This window comes from Flavobacterium sp. K77, from assembly GCF_021608205.1.
In the GTDB taxonomy this organism is placed as follows: Bacteria; Bacteroidota; Bacteroidia; order Flavobacteriales; family Flavobacteriaceae; genus Flavobacterium; species Flavobacterium turcicum.
Genome location: NZ_JAKIHO010000042.1, coordinates 1 through 729, shown reverse-complemented (window position 1 = coordinate 729; position 729 = coordinate 1). Strand labels below are relative to the sequence as shown.

At 28.5% G+C, this 729-nt stretch carries 1 protein-coding gene; it reads left to right on the top strand.

All coding sequences use genetic code 11. The features are described from left to right. The first annotated feature begins 60 nt into the window (after positions 1–60). A complete protein-coding gene (locus tag L1S34_RS14805) occupies positions 61–606 on the top strand; it encodes a transglycosylase domain-containing protein (RefSeq protein WP_236364872.1) in 546 nt (181 codons plus the stop codon). Positions 607–729 lie beyond the last annotated feature (123 nt).

Sequence of the window (729 nt, the reverse complement as noted above, 5' to 3'; positions counted from 1 at the left end):
AACGTTACCTGCTAGTTTACCAAAAAAGACCGCTAAAAACAACAACTTAAATTAAAGAAATTGAAAAAAGCTCCGAAAATCATTATATCAATTATTATTGTGCTTTTCGCAATCTATAGTTTTTTGTTAAGCGATTTCAACCCAATATTTAAAAATGAAGAATTTGTTTATCTAACAAACTCGTTAAAAGAAACTCGAAAAGAGAATTTTAAATCAATTGTAGAAATTTACAATGAAATACATAAAACAGTAAAAGAAAAAAGATGCAGTTGTGAAACTGCAACTACATTTATTGGTCCATACAGACACGGATATTCTTTGACAAAAAAATTATATTTATTAAAAGTTGAAAAGGAATTTTCTAATAACGAATGTTTGAAATTTCAATTAATACATTATGATTTTGGGAATGGAAATATTGGAGTAAAAAATGCTTCGAAATTTTACTTTGGAAAAACTGTTGAGCAACTAAATGAAGAAGAAAAAATTATTATTGTAGTAATGCTTGAAAATTCAGGTTTATATAATCCCTTGAGAAATAAGACTGGAGTTATAAATAAAGCAAGGATTTATCAAAGAATATTGCGAAAAAAAACCAGCAGGTAACACACGCTACAAGCAATTTGGGGATTTGGCTTAATTGAAAGTTGGTTTTGTATTTGGAAGATTTGGCAAATCCGAAAATAGGGCTTAATTTAGTCCCAAACTACTTGTAGCGCGGGGACGTTA